Genomic DNA, 19,183 nt, shown 5'->3' on the forward strand with positions numbered 1-19,183 from the left:
ACTTAATTCTATAAATTTCCTAGTGTGAAGCTTGGGCTTTCTTAAAAGATATGTAATAAAAGCGCGTGCTTGATTTATTTGCCGTGTATATTTGCAGGAATTGGGAGCTAAATAGATACCAAGTTTTCTTTTCTAGATGAAGATATTTCTATCAACCCTTTGGCTGGTTTATTGCGGGAACCAGTTCATCGAGGTTGCATTCAAGTGCGTTAGCGATACAACATAACTTATTGACAGTTACGTTTGCAGTACCGTTTTCAACTCGACTTAAATAGCTCTGATCTAAGCCAGATTTAAATGATAATTCGGCCTGGCTTTGGTCTTTAAAGACTCTCATCATCTTGATGTTTTTACCTAATTTTTTCGAAAAATCATCCATTGGAATGTCTCAGACATAAAAGAGTAAATATCCCACATTGCGTTGGTTTACACGATTGCATATAATCCTATTTAATGCATATATGCATATTTAAGGTGTTTTTATTATATTTTTTGAGGTTTATGCATGGAAAAATTCGAATTAGACAAAACTGTCATCCAAATTTTGTCTATGCCCAACGTCAATCACTTTACTGCAACTGAAATTAGAACTGCTTATATTGCGTTAAAGCAAGATGAAGAACTTAATCCAACGATATCTCGTCGTTTTGTCTATGAGGAACTTTTAAAATTAATTAGAAGGGGCTGGTTAACAAGAAGCACTACAAAGAAAAAAGGGCTTACTCGTTATTCCAAAACAGACTTGTTTGACCATGCAATTTTAAAAGAAATGTTTTTACAATTGCAGCATGAAGTGACACGTGAAAATACACCTATTAGCTATCCCCAAATGCTTGTTCAACGCTTGAATCAATATAACTCTGCGTTACTTGAAGGCTTAGGCGCGCTAAAAGAGTATGTTGCATTGAAGGACATATACCCTGAGCAACATAATGACTTAAAAGGAAGATACATGGCTGTTCAAGAGAGCAACCATATCTTAAAAGGGAAGATTTCTGTTTTAAATGAACTTATTAAATCAATTAAAGAGAACACGTAAATGAAACTAAGGCGTTGGCAGTCGGAGTGCATTCGCTCTGCGATTTATAAGTACAAATCAAAGAAACACTTTTTAGCACTTGCCACCCCAGGTGCGGGTAAAACCGTTATGGCGTCTGTATTAGCTAAATTACTATATGACCAAGGTGATATCGATCTTGTGCTTTGTTTTTCTCCTTCCTCAATCGTAGCGCATGATTTTAGTGAAGCGTTAAGCGAACAATTCGAAGCGCACTTTGACGGAACCATTGGCGCATTGGGCAATTCATTTACTTATCAAGCATTAAGTACGCTAGACAAATCTGTATGGCGCTTATTTAAAAAGTATCGTGTGCTTGTGATCTTCGATGAGATCCATCACTGTGCTGGTTCAAATATAAAAGACGCCAACGCTTGGGGGAAGCCAATAATAACCTCTATTAAAGAACAAGCTGCGTATACTATCGCGCTTACTGGTACACCGTGGCGCTCAGATGCCTTACCCATCGCACTTGCTGATTACTGTAATGAATCGGGGCAGATACAATGTGATTATGTTTATGGCTTAAGACAAGCTATTACTGACAATGTATGTCGTATCCCTCAAGTCGTTGCTTTAGACAACGATCAAATAACCGTTGTAGAAGGTAGTGAAACAAGCCATTTCACCAGCTTTTTAGATCTATTGTCTCAATCAATTATTCCTTATTCTGATATTGTGACTAACACAAGCGTGATAGAGCAACTATTAATACACTCTAGTCATAAGCTAAATGAGCTTCGTGCCTTAAATAAAGAAGCAGGTGGGTTAATCGTTGCCTCCTCCATTGCTCATGCTTGGCAAATACAGCTCATAATGAGGCAGGCTATTGGAGAAAGCGCACTTGTTGTTACTAGTGATGAAGGTAATGCAAATGATCTCATTCGATCTTTCAGGTTTAGCCAAGATAAATGGATCATCAGTGTTGGAATGATATCAGAAGGCACGAACATACCGCGTCTTCAGGTATGCTGCTATTTGTCTAACGTAAAAACTGAAATGAATTACCGACAAGTAATGGGACGCTTGCTACGCATTACCAATGCACCTAACCAACAGGCATTTTTGTTTATGCCAGCCGAACCAAAGCTTGTTGAGTATGCTTATCGAGTAGCCCAGGACATCCCTGATGGGTTAGCAAAAGTAAAATTCGCTCAGATGGATGAAGAGATAACTACCGAGGCTCATCATGCCTTAGATGATGATATAGATATTGATGATGAAATCTCTACTGATATAGAAGCAGCTAAAGCAATTATAAGTATTGGAGATACATTAATGCATACCGAGGAAAGCCCAACCTCTTTTACAGATCTTCTACCAAATGAAATAGCCATATCAACCGATAAGATCATGGGGATATTTGGTAAGTTTAACCACAAAGAGCTTGAAATTGACGGCTTCGATCAACTGATCATTTCAGAGCAATCAATGACAAAACTCAACCAGCTTAGCTCAGAAGTATTTTAGAAAAATTGGTGTATTTATGATTCACAAACCTCATGGCTGGGTAATTTTAAAATTTACTAGCAAAGCAGAAGTGTATTTTAAAATATTTGCAAGCTGGCGCGGTGGCTACCTAGACGGTGATTCGTGGCGACTTAGCTCTGGTTCTAATAAGCCTCCCGCTTTATCTGATTGTGGAAAATATTGGATTTGGCCTCAAGAATCTGGTTCTACCTATCAACTTCCTGTTCTAGGTGAAGGCGGAACTTCTGTCTATACAGAGAGCGTACTGAAAGACATTTTAAGGCAAGAAAAAAGAAGCGACACAAACATTGAAAAAATAAATATACGAGAAATAAATAAGTATTAGTTTTTAAGGCTGTGCCAGGTTTATTTCGTAGAACTCATAAGGTCTTATTCATGGATAAAAGCATTGACATAACAAACTCTAGTTGTCAGTTAAAATATAAAAATCATTGACTGACAAAGTTACAATTTAACTCTTATTATGCCAGCATATATAAGATGTCAGTTTTATTACTTTTGGTGTATTGCGCCTTGGCTCATTTTAATTTCGAACATTTTAACTTGCTCATGAGCCGCAATCTCTTTGAGCTTTTCATCGCTTAAGTTACCGTGCTCGTCCCTAACCCCATATTTAGCTGTACCAATTTGAAATACCAGATCAGCCCCGCCTTCCAAATGATATGGGCTTAATCCACCTTCACCAGTGTTCATCCAGCAGTCAGCCATTTTTGCACCTTTTGATAACGCACGCACCGCAGGTTTTGATAAAGCGCCAAAACTCATTCCCGAAACGTTAAACAGTGATTTAGTAATATATGGATTTGGACAATAAGGTCCTAAGGTAACAGCGCTGGGTTCAAGCGCATCTTCATCTAAGGTAGGAAAAGCACAGTTCATGAACATCACGGTGCCCGTAATCTCTAAACTCTGAGTTGAGCCAAACGCCGCAGTGCGGTCAACATTTTTCGCCGCACGATATACCCAACTACGGTCAGCGCGATTAAATGGCATTTCCTCACGATCCATCGCGAAGAAGTACTGTCTAAAGAACTCTCCTTGACGCTCAAAAAAATATCTAAATCGACCAATAACTGGATAGTTTTTACGAATCGCATGCTTGGATTGAGTAACGTCACTAATGTAAAAATAAATTACTAATAAAACTAAGCACCCAAACACCACAATGAATAAACTGGCAAATACATCAATACTAAATATAATAAAATTACTCACGCAACGCCCCTTGCTGGTTATTTTTCTAGCTTTGAGCATATAAGTAGAACAAGTTTCAAGCAAATGCTTTAAAAGGAAAACTCGGTTACGTGCCGAGCAAGCACGCACCGAGATACAGTAAGGATAGAAATTTAGCCGCGTTTTTCTAGCTCAGTTTGAATGTATTGATAGATTTGATCTTCTAACACTGACATCGGCACAGAGCCGTGACGTAAAATTTGATTATGGAACTCACGAATATCAAAATCTTGGCCAAGCGCTTGTTCAGTCTCTTTACGTAAACGCTTAATCGTTAACTCACCTATTTTGTATGACAACGCCTGTGCGGGCCACGAAATATAACGATCAGTTTCTGTTTTGACGTTATGTAATGAAAGCGCAGTGTTTTCGCTCATAAATTTCATCGCACGATCGCGACTCCAGCCGTACATGTGCATGCCAGTATCAACCACTAACCGCGCTGCACGCCACATTTCATAAGTTAAACGGCCAAAGTTGCTATAAGGGTCTTGATAAAAACCGGCTTCTAGGCCTAGGTATTCTGAGTATAATCCCCACCCTTCACCAAACGCGGATAAATACGCATCACGGCGATAACTAGGTAAATATTCAAGCTCTGCATTTAACGAAATTTGTAAGTGATGACCAGGTACTGCTTCATGCAGAGTTAACGCTTCTAAAACGTAAAGTGGGCGCTTATCAAGTGCATACGTATTTACCCAATAATATCCAGCTTGATCATCGCGACGCGAACCTGAGTAGCGACCAGTTGTATATTTTGGCGCGATACTAGCTGGCACTGGAGCTACACCGTATGGCATACGAGGCAAGGTATGAAACAACTTTGGTAACTGCGCATCCATTTTCTTCGCAATATATGAGGCTTCTTTTAATAACTCTTCCGGTGTTGTGGCATAAAATTGCGGATCAGTTCGTAAAAAATGCACAAACTCGGCAAACGAGCCTTCAAAGCCCACTTCTTTAATTACCTCGTCCATTTCACTACGAATACGAGCAACTTCCTTTAAACCCAGCTCATGTATTTCTTTTGGTGTCATGTCTGTTGTTGTGTAGTACTTTGCCCTGTTTGCATAAAATGCTTCGCCATTTGGCGTGGTTGAAATGCCAACTTCACTGCGCGCACCCGGTTGGTATTCTTCATTAAAGAAGGTCAGATAATCTTTATAAGCACCAATCACTTGCTCTTTAATTACTTTTTTCGCTTGCTGCTGCAGTGTACTAAACTCGCCATTAGGTAAGCCCGCGGTGTTAGTTAAAAATGGCTTATAAAACTCTGATTGCGTTACATCATCAACAATATAGGCTGTAATTGAGTCTTGATAACCTACCAATACCGCTTTAGGTTGAGTTAGCCCGACCTCTAAACCTTTACGCATCCATCCTATATTTTGCGCGAAAAATCGAGGAATTTGCTGCAAACGTTCTAAATATAGCTGATAGTCTGCTGAGGTTTTAAAGTCAGATTGCGATACCATAAAAGACAAGCTCGAGTGAAAACCATATTCAGATGTCAGCGGCATATAATGGCTGTTAAATACATACTCATCGATGCTGTTCTGCACTTGGGCACGTATGATGGTTAAGTTAATACGGTTTTCTTCACTTAGTGTGTCTTTATCAATGTCATCAAGCTGCGCCAAAAGATCGGTATTTTTTTGATATTTTTGTTCTAAAAACTCAGCTGATAAGTTATTTAATAAATAGCCATCAACTCCCTCAGGACTGCTATATGGACTGATGCTTTTGCGATAATCAACGATTGATTGCGCCACTGCAGTGAATTGTTGATCACTATCAACACTCGTCATTTGACAGGCACTTAATGAGCATACAAACGCGATGCTTAATACAGAATGGCGAAAAACAGCTGGTGTCTTATTTTTGAACTTTATTTTCATCTTGAAAGGCTCTGCGAACTTTAGTTGATTTTAAACTACCTTATTCGATCAGTTTTACCAAAATAAATGCGACCAAGAGTTGCTTTGATCAGGTTAAATTTACTTCAAGGTTTGCCTAGTACTTAAACAGCACTTTGTTATCGTTTATAAAACAAGCTATCGATCGGCAAAAAAGTAAATATCCATGGTAAAAAGTACTTTTTTACTTTTAAATACGCGCGATACAGATTAATGTAGGTAAGTATCAAATGCTGGGATTGCGCTGATGTCTTAAGGAGTGAGTTATTTAGTTTAGCTGTTATGCGTATTTAATTGGTATAAATAAATGATGTTCCATGACTCCATGGCTATTGCTCAAGAAAAAATGACAAAAGTATGTATCTTTTTAGAACGTCATGCACTACCACCCTCCCCACTCAATTATAATGTTGTTTATACCTATATTAGCCAAGTAAATGCAGAGCTAAACGCCACATTAGACCGCGCAGTTGCGCTTGGCCAAGAAATAGACTGTGTTTACATCGAACAACTGTACTTTGATTATATGGACCAAGCCCACCAGGCTGAAACATCAATGGTGCGTAATGTCGATGGGATTATTAATTCACTCTCACGCAGTGCTAAATCAACAGAGCATGATATTGTTCGTTTTGCTAGTCAAGTGAGTGATTGCGTACATTCGCTCGATGAAAATAACGCTCAAAAAAGCCGGTTAGCACTTGATACCTTAAGCAAGCATACAGCGCAATTACTTACTCAACATCAACAATTTAAACAAGAGCTTATCAAAGCAAAAAGGCTGCAAGAAAAAACCCAGCAACAATTAGTACAGCTGCGTAAACAACATATTACAGACCAACAAACAGGCTTATATAAGCGCCATTATTTAAACCAACAAACTCAACTTTGGTTAAATCAAAACAAGTCTGTTTGTGCAATTGCTATTCAAATTGATAATTTAGATCACTTTATTGATAATTATGGCGACATGATTGGCGAAGTTATTTTAAATAAAGTAGCCAAGCAAATACAAAAGTACGTGTTTGAAAGTGGACTACCTGGTCGCACGGGCAAAGATGCTTTTACCATTTTATTAGCTGATATAGATCCTGAAACTGCCAATGTTATTGCTGAAAAAGTCCGTAATGGTGTTGAAAAACTACGTTTTGTTAGCTCTAAGAGCGGTCTAAAACTACCCACCATTGACCTATCCCTAGGTATTGCAAAGCACCAAGATGAAAAAGACTTTAATAAACTCGCTCGTAAAGCATCAAATGCGGCCTATAAAGCAAAATCACTAGGACAAAGCAGCTTTATCACTGGACAATAACCTCATGCTTGATCCAAAAGCATTTTTTCTATAATCAAATTGCACCTCAGGGGTACTATCAAGTACACTAGTCTCTATTACCACGATAGAGATTTATCATGAACGAGAATCAAGAAAAGACTACGCATTTTGGCTATAAAACCGTTGCCGAAACAGACAAAGCTTCTATGGTTGCTGACGTGTTTCATTCCGTTGCAGCAAAATATGACGTAATGAATGATCTCATGTCTTTTGGTATTCATCGTTTGTGGAAACGCCAAACCATTGCCAGCTCGGGCGTTCGTAAAGGGCATCACGTTCTCGACTTAGCAGGTGGTACTGGCGACTTAACCGCTAAATTCAGCCAACTTGTCGGTGATACAGGGCAAGTAGTTTTAGGTGATATTAATTCATCGATGCTAAAAGTAGGTCGTGAAAAACTTCACAACCTAGGCCTTGTTGGTAATATTGACTATGTGCAGATGAATGCTGAGGCATTGCCATTCCCAGATAACAGTTTTGATTTAATCACCATTGCTTTTGGTCTACGTAATGTCACGGATAAAGATAAAGCACTGCGTTCTATGTACCGTATTTTAAAGCCAGGCGGACGTTTATTAGTATTAGAGTTTTCAAAGCCTGAGCATGAAGTATTAAGTAAAGCCTATGACTTTTACTCTTTTAATTTATTACCGACTATGGGTAAGCTCGTTGCTAATGATGGCGATTCATACAAATACTTAGCTGAATCGATTCGTATGCACCCAGATCAAGATACCCTTAAAAGCATGATGGAAGACGCTGGCTTCGAACAAACGACTTATCAAAATTTAACCGGTGGTATTGTTGCCCTACATCGTGGTTTTAAATATTAAAATATAATTCTTACCAAAACCGAATTAAGGTGTTGTTATGTTGACTAACTTTATTGTTGCGCTGGTTGAACGTATTTTAAATACCAGCTTAAAACTTGATACCACCTTAATCGATAAACTTGAGCCTGTGTCACATAAACGATTACTTATTGACATCCGAGACTGGCAACAACAATTTTTATTAGTCTTTACCAAGCAAGGTATTCACTTATACAGCACTAACGAACAACAATTCGACTGTATGATTAGTGGTGATATAGAAACCCTCCTAGCCCTTAAAAACCCTGCTATGTTGACCCAGTTAATTCGCCAAGATAAGTTAGACTTACAAGGTGATTTAAACATAGCTCAAGGCTTTAGTAATGCATTTTCAGCTATGGATATAGATTGGCCGGAACATTTGTCTCGCTACTTAGGTGATGCTCCCGCACAACAGTTATGGCAAATAATGCAGCGTGCTAAACACCAAGCATTAGTTACAGACAACAAAGTAACAGCGACCTTAACCCAATTATGTCAAGACGAACTCAAAGTGACCATTCACCCACTTGAGCTTGACCAGTTCAAACAGCAAACACGTCAGCTCAAAGGTCAAGTCGCTCAACTTGAGCAACGTATCAACCAATTACTTCAGATCCACTAAATCAGTAAGGATTATTTGTGTCAGCAGCTCGGCTTTATTACATTACCAAAACCCTGCTTAATTACGGTTTAGATGAGTTAATTCCAAGCAAAAAAATTCCTTGGTATGGCAAAGTTGGCCGTGCTAGTTTATTTTGGCTTAAAAATAAACATAAAGAAAAATCAGCAGGGTTACGCTTGCGCCTAGCGTTACAACAACTAGGCCCGGTATGGATTAAATTTGGTCAAATGCTGTCAACACGACGAGATTTGCTGCCACATGATATAGCTACAGAGCTGGCCTTATTACAGGATAAAGTACTGCCTTTCGAAGGCGAGCTTGCGCAACAATTAATTGAAAATGCGTTAGAGATTAATGACATTAGTGAATGCTTTAGTGACTTTGAACAAACACCATTAGCGTCAGCATCTATCGCACAAGTACATACCGCCACCTTAATTGACGAACACAATCAACCACAAGATGTAGTAATAAAAGTGATTCGTCCTGATATCAAAGTACAGATTGATGCTGATTTAGCGTTAATGGAGCAATTTGCAAAAGTAATAGCAAAACTCGTTAATGAAGCAAAACGCTTGCGCCCCGTCGAAGTAGTAAAAGAGTATAAAAAAACATTGCTTGATGAGCTCGATTTAATGCGCGAAGGTGCCAACGCAATCCAGCTAAGGCGCAACTTTGAAGACTCTGACTCGCTATATATACCTTATGTTTACAGTGATTACAGCCGATCGAATATTTTAGTGATGGAGCGTATTTACGGTATTGCGGTATCTGACACAGAGTCCCTAATGGCGCAAAACACTAACATGAAACTCCTTGCAGAACGTGGTGTTGAAGTATTCTTCACACAAGTTTTCCGCGACAGTTTTTTTCATGCTGACATGCATCCGGGTAATATATTTGTCTCTTATGATACGCCAGAAAACCCTAAGTTTATTGGTATAGACTGCGGTATTGTTGGCACACTTAATAAAGAAGATAAGCGTTATTTAGCAGAAAACTTCATCGCCTTTTTTAACCGTGATTATCGCCAAGTTGCGCAGCTACATGTTGATTCAGGCTGGGTGCCTAAAGATACCAGTGTAGAAGAGTTTGAGTTTGCCATTCGCACAGTGTGCGAACCGATTTTTAACAAGCCGCTAGCTGAGATCTCGTTTGGTCATGTGTTAGTCAACCTATTTAATACCGCTCGTCGCTTTAATATGCAAGTTCAACCACAATTAGTGCTATTACAAAAGACCTTACTGTATGTTGAAGGACTCGGACGGCAACTGTACCCACAACTTGATTTGTGGCAAACAGCGAAGCCTTTTTTAGAAGACTGGGTCAAGCAGCAAGTAGGGCCACTCGCGGTACTTAAGCAAATGTATGCTAACTTGCCATTTTGGGCTGAAAAAATGCCCGAATTACCAGATCTAATTTATTACAACTTGAAGCAGCAATGCAAAACAAGTGAACCACTAGCAGCACCAGCGTCACATAAACCACTTATCATGGGAGTGTTTGCTGGCGCCGCAATGATAGTCTCAGGCTTGTGTTACTTACAAAGCGACATAATAGCCAGCACTGTTGCAGCTAGCTGTTCATTAATTGGCTTTATTTTAGCGTGGCGAAACGCATAAACTAAGTGCTATTTACATTTTGCTGAGTATAATCAGCGTAAACATACAATAAAATTTGGAGTAAATCATGGGCTTTGGCGGTATCAGTATTTGGCAATTATTAATAGTGTTAGCAATTATAGTGCTACTTTTTGGCACTAAAAAACTACGTGGTATCGGCGGTGATTTAGGTAACGCCGTAAAAGGCTTTAAAAAAGCTGTATCTGAAGAAGAACAAGCAAAAACCACTGACAACATAGAGCAGTCTAATAACTCAGTGCAAAATAAAGAAACGACTGACAAAAGCAAAGAAGACCATAAGGCTTAATTAAAATGGGCATGTGGGAACTTATTGTAGTTTTGATTGTGGGCCTTATTGTACTTGGTCCTGAGCGATTACCTGTTGCTATTAGAACTGTAAGCCGCTGGATTAAAACTATAAAGACGATGGCAAACTCAGTCAAAGCAGAGGTAAACGAAGAGCTTCGCGTGCATGAATTACATCAAAATCTAAAAAAAGCAGAGCAACAAAGTATGCAAGATCTAAGTCCCGCTTTAAAAGACTCTGTTGATGAACTTCAAAAAGCAGCTGACTCAGTAACCCACAGCTATAAAAAAACGCCAGAGCAAACCGATAAAGTGAATATTGATGAACAAAAATGAAATTATTTTTGCTGTCCCTGGTCTATTCATAGGTAAGAATTAAATTATGACTGAACAAACTCAATCTGGCTTTGTTGGTCATTTAATTGAATTACGTAATAGGCTAATGAAGGCACTGTTAGCTATTTTATTGTTTTTTATTGCCTTCGTTTACTTTGCAAACGATATTTACAGCTTTGTTGCCGCACCATTAGTCGCGCACTTACCAAGTACCGCAACTATGATCGCAACCGATGTCACGGCACCCTTTTTTGCTCCATTTAAACTGACATTATTTGTCGCATTATTTGCAGCGATCCCGGTAATTTTACACCAAATATGGGGGTTTATTGCTCCTGGCTTATATAAGCATGAAAAGCGTATGCTTATGCCAATTTTAGCGTCGAGTATTCTATTGTTTTATAGCGGTATTGCGTTTTGTTATTTTGTGGTATTACCTATCATACTCGGTTTTTTTACCAGTGTGGGTCCACAAATGATGACTTTAGCTCCGGATATAAGCAGCTATTTAAGCTTTGCTTTAAAGCTATTTTTTGCCTTTGGTGTCGCATTTGAAATACCTGTAGCAATCATGTTGCTATGTTGGAGTGGCGCTACTACCACTCAAAGCTTAAAAGAAAAGCGCCCTTATATTGTGGTAGGTGTTTTCGTGGTGGCTATGTTTTTAACCCCACCAGACGTACTCTCACAAACATTATTAGCATTTCCGATGCTACTGTTATTTGAATTGGGATTAATTTTAGCGGCTTTTTACAGTGTTAAGCCTCAGCAAGATGAATCAGAGGAATAAATGAAAAAACAAATATTACCAATAATAGCACTTTTAAGTGCATCAACAGTTTATGCCGATGAAGTGAACTTACAAGCACTACAGGCCTGCACTTTCGTTGAAAATGATTTTAATCGTCTCTTATGCTACGACAACACAATGGCAGGAAAATCATTAAGCAAACCAACAACGACAAAACAGTTAACCTCTACTGAGACGGTCGCATCTGATGCAACAGCCGGTGCAGTGGTAGCTACTGATAAAATAGTAAAAACCAAAAATGAAGATTTTGGTTTAGAACATAAAGAAGCCGCAAAAGAAAATGATGACGAAATAACAGCAAATGTTACTAATGTTAAAGAAGCACCATATGGCGAGCTGATCATTACACTTGATAACGGCCAGCAATGGCGTCAAATAGGTTCAGACCGATTACGTTTAGACTCTGGTGACACAGTCATTATCGAACGTGGTATGTTCAATTCCTTTTTGCTGAAGAAACAAGGGAAAAATCGTACTATTCGTGTGAAACGTACTGATTAATGACCTCAATGCTAATAGATGCAGGTGTAAACCTTACAAATCATCAATTTGATGGCCAGCATGAAGCTGTTATTGCGCGCGCTAAAGCAGAAAAAATTAACCAAATGCTACTTATTGGCTGTGATGTACAAAGCAGCCAGCAAGCACAAAGCCTTGCAGAAAAACACCAGCTATTAGCTACCGCAGGTGTCCATCCCCATGATGCTAAAACCGTGGATCAGCAATTAGAGCAACAACTAACTTTGCTTGCTCAACAAAAACAAGTGGTCGCTATTGGTGAATGTGGCCTAGATTATAATCGTGATTTTTCACCTCGAGACATTCAACGAAGTGTATTTACGCGTCAGCTCATATTAGCTGAACAGTTAAATTTTCCCGTGTATTTGCATGAACGTGATGCGAGTGAAGATATGCTGAAAATTTTAAAACAGTATCGTGTTCGGGGTGTTTTACACTGCTTTACTGGCAATAAACACGCTTTAGAACAATACCTAGAACTAGGTTTATATATAGGCATTACTGGATGGGTATGTGATGAGCGTCGTGGTCAAGAATTACAACAACTTATACCTAGCATTCCATTAGAACGATTATTACTAGAAACAGATGCGCCCTTTTTAATACCCAGAACAATTAAACCTAAGCCAAAATCACGCCGTAACGAGCCATGCTATTTACCCTATGTATGCCAGACTATTGCAACATTAAAAGGCTTAGACTTTGCAACAGTAGCGAAACAAACTACACTTAACTTTCAACAGCTATTTATCACTAAGGCTTGATTATGCGGTGTGCTTGGTGGTTGCTGCTTAGCTTCCTTATATTTAGTTCCTCTGCAACTTTTGCAACCAGTATTTCGCTTGATAAACAGCTCAGTCACTTACAAGATATTCCTTTTGAATATACAGCTGAGCCCCTGACGATCGAACAAGCTAAAACGACAACAAACTGGCGCACTACTCGCAAACATAACTTAAATCTAGGTCTCAGTGAACAAGTCGCGTGGATACGCGTTCAACTAAATAATACTGAACAAACCAATCTCGCTATCTTATTATCTATTGATAATCCGCTATTAGATAAAGTGTCTATTTATCATTATCACCGTAATGAAACTTTACTTTTTAAAGAGATTGGTGATGCATTACCCCTTAAAAACCGACAAATAAAAAATGAATCCTTATTAGTAAAATTAGCCCTGCCTGCACAAAGTACATCCACCTTGTTATTACGAGTTGAAAATCAAGCCGGTTTAAGAGTGCCCCTAAGTATTTGGCAAAACGATGAGTATTTAAAATATAAAAGTAAATTTAACCTACTCTATGGCTTACTTGTAGGTTTTATTTTATCTCTCGCTCTAACTTGCTTTGTGTTATTTATTTTTTCAAGAAAACGTTACTTTGCGCTCTCCTCAGGCATACTTGTTACTCTATGGTTATTACTCATCTACCTTTATGGCTTTGGTTATCGTTATTTCCACCCTTCTTTACCAAGCTTGCAACAGCTTGCTATTCCCTGCATGTTGTTAATTACCACTTACTTATTCAAGCCCTTATTTGAGCAATTAAAAGCTGAGATTATTTGGCCTCAGTTCGATAAGATACATACTTGGAGTAATTATCTTTTGCTCACCAGTTTACTTATTACTTGGTGGCTGCCAACTCAACTATTTGTAAGCTATAGTTTACTTGCAAGTCTATTGATGATGCTCATACACAGCATTGTTATAACTATAAACATTAAGCATAAACCCAGCCAACCGCTGAATGCTTTGTTAACAGGAGCTATAACTTTTTGCGCCTCTTTAATTTATCTAAACATCGTTGTATTTAACATCTTCGACTTTAACTCTCGAAGTCTTCCTTTTATGTTTATTAGCTTTTTAATCTGCGCCTTAAGTTTAAGCTTTGCCACTATTAGGCATTTCATCATTGAGCGCGATGCACAAATAGCCTTACAACAAGCAAAAATAGCGCAAAATGAGGCTCAAGATAAGTTATTACAAGAGCGTTTAGAGTTGCAAGAACAAGCTCGACAAGACTTAGAAAGCAATATTGAAGAGCGAACTTTTGAGCTACAAGTTACCTTACGTGAGCTTGAAGAAAAAAATCGCGAGTTAGAGCAGCTCAATATGGAAGACCCGTTAACAAAAATTAAAAACCGACGTTATTTCGACAAAAAGTTAGTCATGGATTTACGCCGCTCTCGTCGAGAACAAACTCCCTTAAGTATTATCATGCTCGATATTGATCACTTTAAAGTGATCAATGATAGTTATGGCCATTTAATCGGTGACCAAACAATTCGTGCTGTGGCTGATATAATAAAAAGCCACTTAAAACGCCCACTTGATGAGGTGGCTCGATACGGTGGTGAAGAGTTTGTTGTGTTACTTCCCAATACCCCAATGGCAGGTGCGCTAGAAATAGCTGAATCCATCAGGCTATTAATAATGGAAACCACAATCACTGTTGCCAACTCAGATATAAAATTTACAATTAGTGCAGGTGTCTATTGCGCTGTCGCAGAAGATATTAATAACCCAGGATTATTCACTGACTGCGCGGATAAAGCACTTTATCACGCCAAGCAAAATGGTCGTAACCGCGTAATCAGCTTTCCAATATTAGACTAGGAGCAAATAATGGCCCAATCAGGTCTGGATCTTTTCCCATATACACGTATGCGTAGAATGCGTCGTAATGATTTTTCACGTCGCCTTATGGCTGAAAATCAACTAAGTGTTAATGATTTAATCTATCCAGTATTTGTACTTGAAGGAAAAAATCGCCGTGAAAGCATAGAATCGATGCCAGGCATCGAGCGTTTATCTATCGATTTATTGCTCACAGAAGCAAAAGAATTAGTGGAGCTAGGTGTTCCAGCAGTTGCTATTTTTCCTGTTACACCTGCGGATAAAAAATCGCTTTTGGCTGAAGAAGCCTATAGTGACGATGGTCTTGCACAACGCACCGTACGTGCATTAAAAACCGCATTTCCTGAGCTGGGTGTGATTACTGATGTCGCACTTGATCCGTTTACAGTTCATGGCCAAGACGGCATTATTGATGATGAAGGCTATGTAATTAACGACGTTACAACCGAAATTTTAGTTAAGCAGGCACTCTCACATGCTGAGGCTGGCGCTGACGTTGTTGCTCCTTCCGATATGATGGATGGTCGTATTGGTGCTATTCGTGAAGCGCTTGAAACTGATGGTCACATTCACACTCGTATTATGGCTTACTCTGCAAAGTATGCATCTAGTTACTATGGACCTTTTCGTGACGCGGTAGGCTCTGCTGGTAATTTAAAAGGCGCCGACAAAAAAACCTATCAAATGGACCCTGCAAACTCTGATGAAGCACTTCGCGAAGTTGCTTTAGACTTACAAGAAGGTGCAGACATGGTAATGGTCAAACCCGGCATGCCATATTTAGATATTGTACATCGTGTTAAAGAAGAATTTGGCGTGCCAACCTTTGCTTATCAAGTCAGCGGGGAATATGCGATGCATAAAGCAGCCATTGATAACGGTTGGTTAGCCGAAGAAGCGACAATTATGGAGTCTCTACTCGCGTTTAAACGTGCTGGAGCTGATGGGATCTTAACTTACTTTGCAAAACAAGCTGCGCAATGGCTTAATAAGTAACTTGAATGGTAGGTTAAATAGATACTGTTCTAGATAGATCATTCAATAAAGGGCGATTGTTCGCCCTTTTTATTTTCATAATATTAACATCCTGTATTTTCTTTGTCATAAATTTTCCTTAAACTGTTTGTCCCATTTGGGACACAATACACGGGAAAAAATAATAATGTTTACTACAAAAATAACGCCACTGGCGCTTGTTATTGCAAGCCTTAGTGCTCCAGCATCAGCAAACCTAATCATTTCAGAATATGTTGAAGGGGGTGGTTATAATAAAGCGATTGAAATTTATAACACATCATCTGATGCCATATCTTTAGACGGTTATACACTTAATTTATTTTCAAATAAAAATGTATCAGCGACATCAAGCGAGAATCTAACAGGTTCTATAGCCGCAAACAGCACATATGTAATTGTTACTTCTGATAGTAGAGCTGTAGATGAATTAAAGAATAAAGCAGATCTATTCAGTAGCGCAGTAAACTTTAATGGTGATGATGCTTTAACCCTTACCTTGGGTGCCAGTGTAGTTGATAGCTTTGGTCAAATAGGAGCTGATGGGGTTTGGAGCAATGGTGGTGTAACAACTAAAGATAAAACACTACGCCGCAAGTCTGATATAGCGTCTGGCCGTACAGATGCTAGCACCGAGTTTGATCCGAGTGAGCAATGGCTACAATTTGATAAAGATGACTTTAGCGGACTAGGCTTTCACGGAGAAAGTACTGAGCCAACACCTGAACCAGATCCAGAACCGGTAACGCCGTTAGAGTGTGGCGCAGCTAAAACGCTCATTAATGCAGTCCAAGCCGAAGGAGGCGATAGCCCATTACTAAATCAAGAAATTGAGCTTGAAGGTATCGTTACTGCTGATTTCCAAGGAAGCGAGCAATTAAATGGCTTCTTTGTTACTTCTCTTGAAGCAGATATTGATACCAACCCATTAACATCGGAAGGCGTGTTTGTATATTTTTCAGATACCGATGTAGCTGTCGGTGATCATATTCGCGTCAAAGGTACGGTCGCTGAATATTACAGTGCGACACAAATTGGCGATGTAAGCCAAATCGAAATATGTGCTTCAGGCTTAACAGCAACGGCTACAAAAATTGCCTTGCCAGTTGCAAGTATAAGCGACCTAGAAGCTTATGAAGGTATGCTGGTGACCTTAGAGCAAACACTCGTTGTCACCAACAATTATGGCCTTGGTCGCTATGGTGAGGTTGGCCTTGCCACAGAACGCTTATACCAAGGCACACAAATAGCTTTACCGGGTGATGCTGCAAATGCAGTAGAAGTTGAAAATGAGAAGAAACAAATTCTATTGGATGATGGCTCAACGAAACAAAACCTTGACCCGGTATCTTATCCTGGAACAGGGTTAGGTGCCTTCAATACATTACGCTTGGGCGACTCCGTCAGCGTTATTACTGGCGTTTTGGGTTACAGCTTTGATCGTTACCGTATTCACCCAACGGTACAACCTGAGTTTACTACTACAAACCCACGTACTGATGCTCCTGAATTACACTCTGATGCAAACTTACGGATAGCGAGCTTTAATGTACTAAACTACTTTAATGGTGACGGCCAAGGCGGTGGCTTCCCGACCAGCCGTGGCGCCGATTCTGAGCAGGAGTTAATTCGTCAAGAAGCTAAATTGGTAAGTGCTATCACCGCACTAGAGGCTGATGTTATTGGTTTGATGGAAATTGAAAATGATGGCTTTGATGAATACAGTGCTGTTGCAAGTTTAGTGTCTGCATTGAACGACGCTGACAGTAATAACGAATACGCGTTTGTAGACTTTAACGTTGACCAAATTGGTACTGATGCCATTACTACTGCCCTAATTTATCGTGCAAATATGGTCAGTGAAGTGGGTACTCCTGCAATAACCACTGAATACCCATTTGACTACAGTAACCGTGCGCCAATTGCTCAGAGCTTTAAAGCAATAAACTCAGGTGAAGTATTCACTGTCGCTGTAGCTCACTTAAAATCAAAAGGTAGCTGCGGCAGCGCTGACGGTAATAATGCTGATTTAGGTGATGGCCAATCTTGCTGGAATGAAATTCGCGTAGCAGGTGCGAATGCCTTTGCCGATTGGCTAGACAGCAAACCAACAGGTGTTGAAGACGAAGACATCATTCTAGTTGGTGATATGAACGCATATGCAATGGAAGATCCAATTCGTGCATTTGCTGATAAGGGCTATAAAAATGTGATTGCTGAGCTTGATGGTAACACACTGGGTTATTCATATAGCTTTTCAGGCCGCTTGGGCAGCCTAGATCATGCTGTAGCAACACAAAGCCTGCTGGATAAAGTTGTCGCCGCAACTGATTGGCATATCAATGCTGATGAACCGATCAGCCTGGATTATAACGTTGAATTTAAGTCAGATAACCAAGTCGCTAGCCTTTACTCACAAAGCGCATATCGTGCATCAGACCATGACCCTGTCATTGTTGATATTAAATCAGTTGCTGAACCTAAGCCAACACCAGAGCCACAAGCTCCAGTGTTAACCGCTGAGCAAAACTTTAATATCATTGAAAGCGCAGATATTGGTACTGTTATTGGCACTTTAGAATTTACAGATGCAGATAGTGACTACACGCCTGTCACTAAATTTATTGTGTCTGGTCACTCAGCAATCACTATAAATGAACAAGGTCAGCTAATTGTCGCTGCGGCGCTTGATTATGAGTTTGAACGTAAAATTACATTAATGGTGCAGGCACAGGATAGCGTAGGCAATTTGTCCGCTGCACAATTAGTATTTATAAATATAAGCAATGATGAAACAGACGATGATGAAGAGGATTCGGGCTCATTAGCGTGGTTAAGCTTATTAGCATTACCATTTTTAGCAAGAAGAAAAGCTAAAAAATAAATGAATTATAAGTAATAAAAATGCCACTTTAATTTAAAGTGGCATTGATTTAGTTTACACCCAAATTAGTAAGATTAAAGCTAAACAACCTACTAATTAAGCATTACAACTTTGCGTATTACTGTTATCACAACCCACATACTTTGCTGCATATAAGTTTTTAATTCCTGTTTTTTGGTCTGCTGTTATATGCCAATTTATAAAACGATGAGATTGCTCTGCTAACGTTACAATTTTAAACTCTGTGATTATTCCATACCGTTTAAAACTAATACTTTTTATTTCATCTGCATTAATATATCGCTTACCCAGACCACGAGAATAGTTTACCCCTGCTTTATAACAATGTAGAAACCTTAATTGCATAATATTAAAGAGGCTAATAACTAAAACGAGAGGAATAATAATGACGCTTGCTGATTCAAAGCCTAAAGCAGTTATTGCACTTAGAATATAGGCAACAAGTAATGCGAAAATGACTTTTACTATTTGCAAAGTCCAATTTGGCGATAATTTTACTATATTCATTGAATGAAGTTCCTTT

At 39.1% G+C, this 19,183-nt stretch carries 18 protein-coding genes and 1 pseudogene; 15 read left to right on the top strand and 4 right to left on the bottom strand.

Going from position 1 to position 19,183, the window contains the following annotated elements:
- Positions 1–151: 151 nt before the first annotated feature.
- Positions 152–379 carry a helix-turn-helix domain-containing protein gene (locus B5G52_RS03330; protein ID WP_087531278.1) on the bottom strand — a complete coding sequence of 76 codons (228 nt, stop codon included), beginning with the start codon at positions 377–379 and terminating at the stop codon, positions 152–154.
- A 126-nt stretch (positions 380–505) separates the two neighbouring features.
- Between B5G52_RS03330 and B5G52_RS03335 the strand changes: the two genes are divergently transcribed.
- Genes B5G52_RS03335 through B5G52_RS03345 form a run of 3 tightly spaced genes read left to right on the top strand, consistent with a single transcriptional unit; the run spans position 506 to position 2,873 of the window.
- Complete coding sequence (locus B5G52_RS03335; RefSeq protein ID WP_087531279.1) at positions 506–1,039, top strand: hypothetical protein; 534 nt, start codon at positions 506–508, stop codon at positions 1,037–1,039.
- Positions 1,040–2,527, top strand: a complete 1,488-nt coding sequence (locus tag B5G52_RS03340; protein WP_087531280.1) for a DEAD/DEAH box helicase — start codon at positions 1,040–1,042, stop codon at positions 2,525–2,527.
- Positions 2,528–2,543: 16 nt separating this feature from the next.
- Positions 2,544–2,873: a hypothetical protein gene (locus B5G52_RS03345; protein ID WP_087531281.1), complete on the top strand. Its 330-nt coding sequence runs from the start codon at positions 2,544–2,546 to the stop codon at positions 2,871–2,873.
- Positions 2,874–3,055: 182 nt separating this feature from the next.
- Here B5G52_RS03345 and B5G52_RS03350 read toward each other — a convergent pair.
- Positions 3,056–3,763 (bottom strand): annotated as a pseudogene (locus B5G52_RS03350) (glutamate synthase-related protein); the annotation flags it as partial.
- Between the two features lie 131 nt (positions 3,764–3,894).
- The gene (locus B5G52_RS03355; protein WP_087531282.1) at positions 3,895–5,682 is read right to left on the bottom strand and encodes a DUF885 family protein; all 1,788 of its coding nucleotides are present in this window, start codon (positions 5,680–5,682) and stop codon (positions 3,895–3,897) included.
- Between the two features lie 343 nt (positions 5,683–6,025).
- Here B5G52_RS03355 and B5G52_RS03360 point away from each other — a divergent pair, with 343 nt between their 5' ends.
- The 12 genes from B5G52_RS03360 (at position 6,026) to B5G52_RS03415 (ending at position 18,639) form a co-directional block, all read left to right on the top strand.
- Positions 6,026–7,012 (top strand): GGDEF domain-containing protein, encoded by a 987-nt coding sequence (locus tag B5G52_RS03360; RefSeq protein WP_087531283.1) that lies wholly within the window; start codon positions 6,026–6,028, stop codon positions 7,010–7,012.
- 98 nt (positions 7,013–7,110) lie between these two features.
- On the top strand, positions 7,111–7,866 hold the full coding sequence (ubiE, locus tag B5G52_RS03365; protein WP_087531284.1) for a bifunctional demethylmenaquinone methyltransferase/2-methoxy-6-polyprenyl-1,4-benzoquinol methylase UbiE: 756 nt from the start codon (positions 7,111–7,113) through the stop codon (positions 7,864–7,866).
- 37 nt (positions 7,867–7,903) lie between these two features.
- Positions 7,904–8,509: an SCP2 domain-containing protein gene (locus B5G52_RS03370; RefSeq protein ID WP_087531285.1), complete on the top strand. Its 606-nt coding sequence runs from the start codon at positions 7,904–7,906 to the stop codon at positions 8,507–8,509.
- Positions 8,510–8,526: 17 nt separating this feature from the next.
- Complete coding sequence (gene ubiB, locus B5G52_RS03375; protein WP_087531286.1) at positions 8,527–10,131, top strand: ubiquinone biosynthesis regulatory protein kinase UbiB; 1,605 nt, start codon at positions 8,527–8,529, stop codon at positions 10,129–10,131.
- A 67-nt stretch (positions 10,132–10,198) separates the two neighbouring features.
- Positions 10,199–10,438: a Sec-independent protein translocase subunit TatA gene (tatA, locus tag B5G52_RS03380; RefSeq protein ID WP_087531287.1), complete on the top strand. Its 240-nt coding sequence runs from the start codon at positions 10,199–10,201 to the stop codon at positions 10,436–10,438.
- Positions 10,439–10,443: 5 nt separating this feature from the next.
- Positions 10,444–10,773, top strand: coding sequence for a Sec-independent protein translocase protein TatB (tatB, locus tag B5G52_RS03385; RefSeq protein WP_087531288.1), 330 nt, complete (start codon positions 10,444–10,446; stop codon positions 10,771–10,773).
- Positions 10,774–10,819: 46 nt separating this feature from the next.
- Positions 10,820–11,563, top strand: coding sequence for a twin-arginine translocase subunit TatC (gene tatC / locus B5G52_RS03390; protein WP_087531289.1), 744 nt, complete (start codon positions 10,820–10,822; stop codon positions 11,561–11,563).
- Positions 11,564–12,085, top strand: coding sequence for a hypothetical protein (locus tag B5G52_RS03395; RefSeq protein ID WP_087531290.1), 522 nt, complete (start codon positions 11,564–11,566; stop codon positions 12,083–12,085). It begins immediately after the preceding gene.
- A complete protein-coding gene (locus B5G52_RS03400; protein ID WP_087531291.1) occupies positions 12,085–12,867 on the top strand; it encodes a TatD family hydrolase in 783 nt (260 codons plus the stop codon). The genes B5G52_RS03395 and B5G52_RS03400 overlap by 1 nt, the downstream gene beginning before the upstream one ends.
- Before the next feature lie 2 nt (positions 12,868–12,869).
- A complete protein-coding gene (locus B5G52_RS03405) occupies positions 12,870–14,720 on the top strand; it encodes a diguanylate cyclase (RefSeq protein ID WP_087531292.1) in 1,851 nt (616 codons plus the stop codon).
- 9 nt (positions 14,721–14,729) lie between these two features.
- The gene (gene hemB / locus B5G52_RS03410) at positions 14,730–15,737 is read left to right on the top strand and encodes a porphobilinogen synthase (protein ID WP_087531293.1); all 1,008 of its coding nucleotides are present in this window, start codon (positions 14,730–14,732) and stop codon (positions 15,735–15,737) included.
- A gap of 166 nt (positions 15,738–15,903) precedes the next feature.
- On the top strand, positions 15,904–18,639 hold the full coding sequence (locus B5G52_RS03415) for an ExeM/NucH family extracellular endonuclease (RefSeq protein WP_087531294.1): 2,736 nt from the start codon (positions 15,904–15,906) through the stop codon (positions 18,637–18,639).
- A gap of 96 nt (positions 18,640–18,735) precedes the next feature.
- On the opposite strand, the gene B5G52_RS03420 is transcribed toward B5G52_RS03415, so the two are convergent.
- Positions 18,736–19,167, bottom strand: coding sequence for a hypothetical protein (locus B5G52_RS03420; protein WP_087531295.1), 432 nt, complete (start codon positions 19,165–19,167; stop codon positions 18,736–18,738).
- Positions 19,168–19,183: the final 16 nt, after the last annotated feature.

Origin of the sequence: Pseudoalteromonas sp. A601, assembly GCF_002165575.1 — a bacterium.
Taxonomy (GTDB): domain Bacteria; phylum Pseudomonadota; class Gammaproteobacteria; order Enterobacterales; family Alteromonadaceae; genus Pseudoalteromonas.

Coding starts and splice junctions, on each gene's coding strand:
- ubiE (WP_087531284.1), top strand. CDS start 7,111: ATGAACGAGAATCAAGAAAAGACTACGCATTTTGGCTATAAAACCGTT.
- B5G52_RS03330 (WP_087531278.1), bottom strand. CDS start 379: ATGGATGATTTTTCGAAAAAATTAGGTAAAAACATCAAGATGATGAGA.
- tatB (WP_087531288.1), top strand. CDS start 10,444: ATGGGCATGTGGGAACTTATTGTAGTTTTGATTGTGGGCCTTATTGTA.
- B5G52_RS03340 (WP_087531280.1), top strand. CDS start 1,040: ATGAAACTAAGGCGTTGGCAGTCGGAGTGCATTCGCTCTGCGATTTAT.
- B5G52_RS03355 (WP_087531282.1), bottom strand. CDS start 5,682: ATGAAAATAAAGTTCAAAAATAAGACACCAGCTGTTTTTCGCCATTCT.
- B5G52_RS03420 (WP_087531295.1), bottom strand. CDS start 19,167: ATGAATATAGTAAAATTATCGCCAAATTGGACTTTGCAAATAGTAAAA.
- B5G52_RS03360 (WP_087531283.1), top strand. CDS start 6,026: ATGGCTATTGCTCAAGAAAAAATGACAAAAGTATGTATCTTTTTAGAA.
- tatC (WP_087531289.1), top strand. CDS start 10,820: ATGACTGAACAAACTCAATCTGGCTTTGTTGGTCATTTAATTGAATTA.
- tatA (WP_087531287.1), top strand. CDS start 10,199: ATGGGCTTTGGCGGTATCAGTATTTGGCAATTATTAATAGTGTTAGCA.
- B5G52_RS03395 (WP_087531290.1), top strand. CDS start 11,564: ATGAAAAAACAAATATTACCAATAATAGCACTTTTAAGTGCATCAACA.
- B5G52_RS03370 (WP_087531285.1), top strand. CDS start 7,904: ATGTTGACTAACTTTATTGTTGCGCTGGTTGAACGTATTTTAAATACC.
- hemB (WP_087531293.1), top strand. CDS start 14,730: ATGGCCCAATCAGGTCTGGATCTTTTCCCATATACACGTATGCGTAGA.
- B5G52_RS03345 (WP_087531281.1), top strand. CDS start 2,544: ATGATTCACAAACCTCATGGCTGGGTAATTTTAAAATTTACTAGCAAA.
- B5G52_RS03415 (WP_087531294.1), top strand. CDS start 15,904: ATGTTTACTACAAAAATAACGCCACTGGCGCTTGTTATTGCAAGCCTT.
- B5G52_RS03335 (WP_087531279.1), top strand. CDS start 506: ATGGAAAAATTCGAATTAGACAAAACTGTCATCCAAATTTTGTCTATG.
- B5G52_RS03400 (WP_087531291.1), top strand. CDS start 12,085: ATGACCTCAATGCTAATAGATGCAGGTGTAAACCTTACAAATCATCAA.
- B5G52_RS03405 (WP_087531292.1), top strand. CDS start 12,870: ATGCGGTGTGCTTGGTGGTTGCTGCTTAGCTTCCTTATATTTAGTTCC.